Source organism: Streptomyces phyllanthi, from assembly GCF_009377205.1.
Taxonomy (GTDB): Bacteria; Actinomycetota; Actinomycetes; order Streptomycetales; family Streptomycetaceae; genus Streptomyces; species Streptomyces phyllanthi.
In genome coordinates, this window is sequence record NZ_VJZE01000439.1 from 1 (window position 1) to 7626 (window position 7626).

Sequence of the window (7626 nt, forward strand, 5' to 3'; positions counted from 1 at the left end):
GCGGTGGGCCAGGCGGGTCGGGTGTCGCGCTGCGCCGGCCAGGCGCCGGCCAGGCGGCCGCGTGGCCCGTGGCAGGGTTGGTGGGCCGGGAGCTCAGGCCTTCAGTGCGGCCGCGATCGAGTCCGCGATCGGCGTGGTGGACCGGCCGATCAGCCCGGACAGCTCACCACTGGTGCCCGCCAGCTGGCCCTTCCCTATGGACTCGTCCACGCCCGCCAGGATCTGGGCGAACGGCTCGGGCAGCCCGGCGCCGGTCAGGATGCCCACGAGGACATCGGCGGGCACGGGGTTGGCGACGATCTCCTTGCCGGTCTGCTGGGCGATCTCGGCGGCGTACTCGGCGAAGCTCCACGCCACGTCGCCGGTCAGCTCGTACGTCTTGTTCTCGTGACCCTCGCCGGTCAGTACGGCGACGGCGGCGGCCGCGTAGTCGGCGCGCGCGGCGGAGGCGACCCTGCCCTCGCCCGCCGCGTGGACGACGGCGCCGTGCTCCAGTACGGGGGCGAGCTGCTCGGTGTAGTTCTCGTTGTACCAGCCGTTGCGCAGCAGCGCGTACGGCAGACCGGACTCCAGGAGCAGCTGCTCGGTCCCGCGGTGGTCGTCGGCGAGGGCGGCGGTCAGGCTTCCGGGCGCGCTGGTGTACGCGAGAAATGCGACCCCGGCGGCCTTGGCGGCGTCGATCACGACCTTGTGCTGGGTGACGCGGCCCTTGTCGACCTCGCTGCCGGAGATGAGGAGAACCCTGTCACCGGCGGAGAAGAGGCCGTCGAAGGTCTCGGGGGCGTTGTAGTCGGCGACCGCGAGCTTCACACCGCGGGCCGCGAACCCGGCCCCCTTCTCCTCGCTGCGCACGACGGCGGTGATCTGCTCGGCGGGAACCTTCTCCAGCAGGCCCTCGATGACGAAACGGCCGAGGTTCCCGGTCGCGCCCGTGACAACAATGCTCATGGTCAGACAACTCCTAAGTGGGTGGCTCTGACCGCTAACCCTAGGGGGTGCGCTAACTCAACGAAAGTACCCACTTTGAAGTAAGGTACTGGCGTGGCCGTAAGTAACCCCGCAGCAGAAGCCCCGATCGCCAAGTACGACACGGGCGCGGCGATGTGTCCGTACCGCCTCGTCCTGGAACACGTCACCAGCCGCTGGGGCGTCCTGGTCCTGATCGAACTCCTCGACCGCCCCTACCGCTTCAGCGAACTGCGCCGCGCTGTCGGCAGGGTCAGCGAGAAGATGCTCACCCAGACCCTGCAGACCCTGGAACGCGACGGCCTCGTCCACCGCGACGCCAAACCCGTGATCCCGCCGAGGGTCGACTACTCCCTGACCGACCTCGGCCGTGAGGCGGCGGAACAGGTCCGCGCGCTGGCCACCTGGACGCAGCAGCGGATGGACCAGGTGCAGAAGGCGCGGGAGGAGTACGACGCGTCGAAGGGGCGGCTCTGAGACTCCGGGGAGGCCTGAAGGGGCCCGGAAAGGTCCGGAGGGATCTGAAGAGCTTCACCGTCGGTAGGCACTGAGGCTACCGCCCCTTGACGCCGGGAGGGCCCGGGTGACGCACCCAGGCCCTCGAAGCTCACTCGATCGTCAGCGATTTGTCAGTGATCGTTCGGCGAGCGTCAGCCGACGACCGTCCAGGTGTCCCCGCCCGCCAGCAGCGTGGCCAGGTCTCCCTTGCCCTTCTGTTCGATGGCCGTGTCCAGTTGGTCGGACATCTGGGTGTCGTAGACCGGTCGGTCGACGGATCGGAAGACGCCGATGGGGGTGTGGTGGAGGGTGTCGGGGTCGGCGAGCCGGGAGAGGGCGAAGGCGGTGGTCGGGGACGCGGTGTGGGCGTCGTGGACCAGGACCTGGGCCTCGTTCTCCGGCGTGATGGTGACCACCTTCAGGTCGCCCGTCGCCTGATCGCGTACGACGCCCTTGGCGCCGTCGGTGCCGAAGCGGATGGGCCGGCCGTGCTCCAGGCGGATCACGGCCTCCTCCGCCTGCTGCCTGTCCTTGAGGGCCTCGAAGGCGCCGTCGTTGAAGATGTTGCAGTTCTGGTAGATCTCGACCAGCGCCGTGCCGGGGTGGGCGGCGGCCTGCCGCAGTACCTCCGTCAGGTGCTTGCGGTCGGAGTCGACGGTGCGCGCCACGAAGGAGGCCTCGGCGCCGATGGCCAGGGACACGGGGTTGAAGGGCGCGTCCAGTGACCCCATGGGGGTGGACTTGGTGATCTTGCCGACTTCGGAGGTGGGGGAGTACTGGCCTTTGGTGAGGCCGTAGATGCGGTTGTTGAAGAGCAGGATCTTGAGGTTGACGTTGCGGCGCAGGGCGTGGATGAGGTGGTTGCCGCCGATGGAGAGGGCGTCGCCGTCGCCGGTGACGACCCAGACGGACAGGTCACGGCGTGAGGTGGCCAGGCCGGTGGCGATGGCGGGGGCGCGGCCGTGGATGGAGTGCATGCCGTACGTGTTCATGTAGTACGGGAAGCGGGAGGAGCATCCGATGCCGGAGACGAAGACGATGTTCTCCTTGGCCAGCCCGAGTTCGGGCATGAAGCCCTGAACGGCCGCGAGGATGGCGTAGTCACCGCATCCCGGGCACCAGCGCACCTCCTGATCGGACTTGAAGTCCTTCATCGACTGCTTGGCCCCGGCCTTGGGCACGAGGGAGAGCGCCTCGATCGTGCCCGTGCCTTCCGTGGACGTCTCAGCCATCGATGGCCTCCTTGAGCGCCGTGGCGAGTTGTTCGGCCTTGAACGGCATTCCGTTGACCTGGTTGTAGGAGTGGGCGTCGACCAGGTACTTCGCCCGGATCAGCGTGGCGAGCTGACCGAGGTTCATCTCCGGGATGACGACGCGGTCGTAGCTGTGGAGCACCGCGCCGAGGTTGGAGGGGAAGGGGTTGAGGTGGCGCAGATGGGCCTGCGCGATCGCCTGTCCGGCGTTGCGCAGCCGCCGTACGGCCGCTGTGATCGGCCCGTACGTCGACCCCCAGCCCAGCACGAGTGTGCGGGCGCCGTGCGGATCGTCGACCTCGATGTCCGGTACGTCGATGCCGTCGATCTTCGCCTGGCGGGTGCGGACCATGAAGTCGTGGTTGGCGGGGTCGTAGGAGATGTTGCCGGTGCCGTCCTGCTTCTCGATGCCGCCGATACGGTGCTCCAGGCCCGGCGTGCCCGGGATCGCCCAGGGCCGGGCGAGGGTCTGGGGGTCGCGCTTGTAGGGCCAGAAGACCTCGGTGCCGTCGTCCAGGGTGTGGTTCGGTCCCTGCGTGAACCGCACCCGCAGGTCCGGGAGTTCGTCCGTCTCAGGGATGCGCCAGGGCTCGGAGCCGTTGGCCAGGTAGCCGTCGGAGAGCAGGAACACCGGGGTGCGGTACGTCAGCGCGATCCGGGCGGCTTCGAGGGCGGCATCGAAGCAGTCGGCCGGAGTGCGCGGCGCGACGACCGGGACGGGGGCTTCGCCGTTGCGTCCGTACATCGCCTGGAGCAGGTCGGCCTGTTCGGTCTTGGTGGGCAGGCCGGTGGAGGGGCCGCCGCGCTGGATGTCGACGATCAGCAGCGGCAGCTCCAGCGAGACCGCGAGCCCGATGGTCTCGCTCTTGAGCGCCACGCCCGGACCGGAGGTCGTCGTCACGGCCAGGGAGCCGCCGAAGGCCGCGCCCAGCGCGGCGCCGATGCCGGCGATCTCGTCCTCGGCCTGGAAGGTGCGCACACCGAAGTTCTTGTGCCGGGACAGCTCGTGCAGGATGTCGGAGGCCGGGGTGATCGGGTACGAACCCAGGTAGAGGGGCAGGTCGGCCTGGCGGGAGGCGGCGATGAGCCCGTACGACAGGGCGAGGTTGCCGGAGATGTTGCGGTAGGTGCCGACCGGGAACGCCTTGGCCGCCGGAGCGACCTCGTACGAGACCGCGAAGTCCTCGGTGGTCTCCCCGAAGTTCCAGCCCGCGCGGAACGCGGCGATATTGGCGGCCGCGATATCGGGCTTCTTGGCGAACTTCGACTTCAGGAACTTCTCGGTCCCCTCGGTCGGCCGGTGGTACATCCACGACAGCAGGCCCAGCGCGAACATGTTCTTGCTGCGTTCGGCCTCCTTGCGGGACAGGTCGAACTCCTTGAGCGCCTCCACCGTGAGTGTGGTCAGCGGCACCGGGTGGACCTGGTATCCGTCCAGCGAGCCGTCTTCCAGCGGGCTGGTGGTGTAGCCGACCTTCTGCATCGCCCGTTTGGTGAACTCGTCGGTGTTGACGATGATCTCCGCGCCACGTGGCAGGTCCGCGATGTTGGCTTTGAGGGCCGCGGGGTTCATGGCGACGAGGACGTTGGGCGCGTCGCCGGGGGTGAGGATGTCATGGTCGGCGAAGTGGAGCTGGAAGCTGGACACGCCGGGGAGGGTTCCGGCGGGTGCGCGGATCTCGGCGGGGAAGTTCGGCAGGGTGGACAGATCGTTGCCGAACGAGGCCGTTTCCGAGGTGAACCGGTCACCGGTGAGTTGCATACCGTCCCCGGAGTCCCCCGCGAACCGGATGATCACCCGGTCCAGTCGGCGGACGTCCTTCACACCCGCCGCTCTGCGCTGCTCTCCCACGACGGCCTCGTCGGCCTGCTCCTCTGGGCTGCTGACCTGGCTGGTCACTGATCTGGACCTCCCTTGAGGCGGGTGTCTGGGCCTGGCCGTCCCGTCGGCCTTCCCAAGGCCAACCCTACGTCGGTAAGGGGCGCCCTCCCGTGGCCGTTCGCATGATGGACATCACTTTGAGACGGCACAACGCCCCGACTTGTCATGATTTACTCGCCCCCCGACACTCTCCTTGAAGACGCTTCGTGCTGTCCCGCGGTTCTGGCTTGTCCGCTCCCCGCGTCGATTCTCGGCCCGGGTCCGACCCGAAGGTCCACGAACCGCAGGCCGGTTCCCCGTGGGCCGAGTCCCTATCTGACACAGTGTCAGCTCATCATGAGTTCAGGTAGGTCAACACCGCCAGAACACGCCGGTGGTCCCCGTCACTCTGGGACAGCCCGAGCTTCAGGAAGATATTGCTGACGTGCTTCTCCACGGCACCGTCACTCACCACCAGCTGCCGCGCGATCGCCGAGTTGGTCCGCCCTTCGGCCATCAGCCCCAGGACCTCCCGCTCCCTCGGGGTGAGCCCCGCGAGTACGTCCTGCTTACGGCTGCGTCCCAGCAGCTGTGCGACCACCTCCGGGTCCAGTGCCGTACCGCCCCGGGCCACCCGCACCACCGCGTCCACGAACTCCCGCACTTCGGCCACCCGGTCCTTCAGCAGATAGCCGACACCGTGAGTGGAGCCCGCGAGCAGCTCCGTGGCGTACCGCTCCTCCACGTACTGTGACAGCACCAGCACACCGAGCTCCGGATGCTGCTTCCTTAACAGCACCGCGGCTCTCACGCCCTCGTCCGTGTGCGTGGGCGGCATCCGTACATCCGCCACCACCACATCGGGCAGCTCGTTCTGCGCCGCCAGATCGGTGATGGTCTTGATCAGCGCGTCCGCGTCCCCGACCCCCGCCACGACCTCGTGCCCACGGTCGGTCAGCAGCCGGGTGAGTCCCTCCCTCAACAGCACGGAATCCTCGGCGATGACCACCCGCACCCTGTCCTCCACGATCCTCGGCCCCCCGAACCCTGTGTGTCGGGCCGCCCTGATGCATCCGACGGCCCCCTCCTCGGCGACCCTGACGTACCGCCGCCGTTCGACACATCAGTATCCCGCGATCCGTCGTCCCCCACCGGGCCTGTGGATAACGCCCCCACGGTTTTCCACACCCAGAGTGACCTGCTCGCCTCGTGTCCCCCTCAAAAACCACACGAGCGGCCTCCGGCCTCCAGCGTTCGTGTCGCGCGTGGGGCCAGGGCCCGTCCCCTTCACGCCCCGAACACGACAGCGCCCCCGCCCGCGCGACCGCACGAACAGGGGGCGACAGCCCAGCCAGGCCCCGAACGGGAGGCGACAGCCGAGCGAGAACACAGCCGGGCGAGAACACAGCCGGGCCAGAACACAGCCAGACCAGAACAGCCGGGCCAGAACACGGCCGAGCCAGACCAGGAGGCGACACCCAGCCAGCTCCACCCCGCAGCCGAGCTACGCCCTTCGCCAGGGCAGCTCCGCGGTGATCCGCGTAGGCCCCGCCACCGGCGAGTCCACCACGAGAACACCGTCCACGGCGTCCAGACGCTCCGCCAGCCCCGCCAGCCCCGACCCGGCCGAGGGATCGGCCCCGCCGGCCCCGTTGTCCGCCACCTGCAGCATCAGCCGGTCGTCCACCTTCCACACATCCACCATCGCCCGCGTGGCCCCGGAGTGCTTGCTCACGTTCTGCAGCAGCTCGGACACCGTGAAGTACGCGATTCCCTCGATGGCGGGCGCCGGCCGGGCCGCCGGAAGATCCACCTCCACCCGCACCGGCACGGTGCACCGGGAGGCCACCGCCGACAACGCCGCGTCCAGCCCCCGGTCCGTCAGTACCGCCGGATGAATCCCGCGTGCCAGGTCCCGCAGCTCCTGCAGCGCCGTCTTGACCTCACCGTGCGCCTCGTCCACCATCCGCGCCGCCGCCTGCGGATCCTCCGCCAGCTTCTCCTTCGCGAGCCCCAGATCCATCGCCAGCGCCACCAGCCGCGCCTGCGCCCCGTCGTGCAGATCCCGCTCTATGCGCCGCAGGTCGGCCGCCGCCGTGTCGACCACGACGCCCCGGTCCGACTCCAGCTCCACCACCCGCGTCGCCAGCCGGGACGGCCCCAGCAGCCCCACCACCATCAGCCGGTCCACCATCGTCAGCGCCCGCACGATCCACGGCGAGGCCATCGTGATCAGCAGCCCGACCAGCGCGGTTACGGTGATCTCGAACGGGTTGTCCAGGTACACCTGGTGGGACTCGCCGCCGTACAGCAGCAGGCCGTCCTGCCCCGCCCACATCGGGAACGCCCAGAACCACAGCGGATACGTCAGCAGCCCCCATCCGAACACCATCAGGTGCACGGCCACCACGAACGAGAACACCGCCCAAGGGAACTGCACCACCGTGTACAGCAGGTGCCGCCACGACGTACTGCTCCTGAGCACGGCCCCCATCCACTCCACGGCGCCGGACCGCTTCGTCCGCAGCGGCTCCGGGGTGGCCACCTCTACACCGAGCAGTCCGCGCGCCCGCGCCCGCTCCAGTGCGCCGATGCCCCGGCTGCCCGCCAGTGCTGCGGCCAGCACCGGCACACCGAGGAACGTGACCAGCAGTCCCACCCCGGTCGACACCATCGTTATGGCGTAGGTGAACATCAGGATGCCGAGGGGAAAGCCCAGCAGTATGTACGTGAACTCCCGCCAGGTCCGCGCCTCGAACGGCGCCCGCAGCCCCGCCGGGAGCCGGTGCCGTCGCTCCTCGGCCACCTCGGAGCCACCCCAGCCCCCGTACCCGTGTCCATACTCCGTGGCCATCGCCGCCGTCCGTTCCTGTTCGGATTCCACACTTCGGATGTCGTGGTTCCACAGTGCTCGCGCCCGGGCGGACGGACCATGGAGTCCGTCGGCATCTTGGTGCGGGGGTTTTCCCTACCTGGGGCCTCCGGGGCACCGGTAGGAACCCCGTTCCCTCCGGGGCACCCGTAGGCGGCGCCCGGTCCCTCCGGCCC

Annotated in this window: 6 protein-coding genes; 1 reads left to right on the forward strand and 5 read right to left on the reverse strand. The window is 69.1% G+C overall.

Features of this window, described 5'->3' with window-relative positions:
• Positions 1 to 93: 93 nt before the first annotated feature.
• The gene (locus FNH04_RS37150; protein WP_152790245.1) at positions 94 to 948 is read right to left on the reverse strand and encodes an SDR family oxidoreductase; all 855 of its coding nucleotides are present in this window, start codon (positions 946 to 948) and stop codon (positions 94 to 96) included.
• A 153-nt stretch (positions 949 to 1101) separates the two neighbouring features.
• Between FNH04_RS37150 and FNH04_RS37155 the strand changes: the two genes are divergently transcribed.
• Complete coding sequence (locus tag FNH04_RS37155) at positions 1102 to 1443, forward strand: winged helix-turn-helix transcriptional regulator (protein ID WP_152790248.1); 342 nt, start codon at positions 1102 to 1104, stop codon at positions 1441 to 1443.
• A 173-nt stretch (positions 1444 to 1616) separates the two neighbouring features.
• On the opposite strand, the gene FNH04_RS37160 is transcribed toward FNH04_RS37155, so the two are convergent.
• From FNH04_RS37160 to FNH04_RS37175, 4 genes are all read right to left on the reverse strand, one after another.
• Positions 1617 to 2696: a 2-oxoacid:ferredoxin oxidoreductase subunit beta gene (locus FNH04_RS37160; protein ID WP_152790246.1), complete on the reverse strand. Its 1080-nt coding sequence runs from the start codon at positions 2694 to 2696 to the stop codon at positions 1617 to 1619.
• Complete coding sequence (locus tag FNH04_RS37165) at positions 2689 to 4617, reverse strand: 2-oxoacid:acceptor oxidoreductase subunit alpha (protein WP_322724943.1); 1929 nt, start codon at positions 4615 to 4617, stop codon at positions 2689 to 2691. Before FNH04_RS37165 ends, FNH04_RS37160 begins: the two co-directional genes overlap by 8 nt.
• A 316-nt stretch (positions 4618 to 4933) precedes the next feature.
• Entirely contained in the window at positions 4934 to 5593 is a 660-nt protein-coding gene (locus FNH04_RS37170) for a response regulator transcription factor (RefSeq protein ID WP_322724944.1), read from the reverse strand.
• A gap of 489 nt (positions 5594 to 6082) precedes the next feature.
• Positions 6083 to 7432 carry a sensor histidine kinase gene (locus FNH04_RS37175; RefSeq protein ID WP_152790247.1) on the reverse strand — a complete coding sequence of 450 codons (1350 nt, stop codon included), beginning with the start codon at positions 7430 to 7432 and terminating at the stop codon, positions 6083 to 6085.
• Positions 7433 to 7626 lie beyond the last annotated feature (194 nt).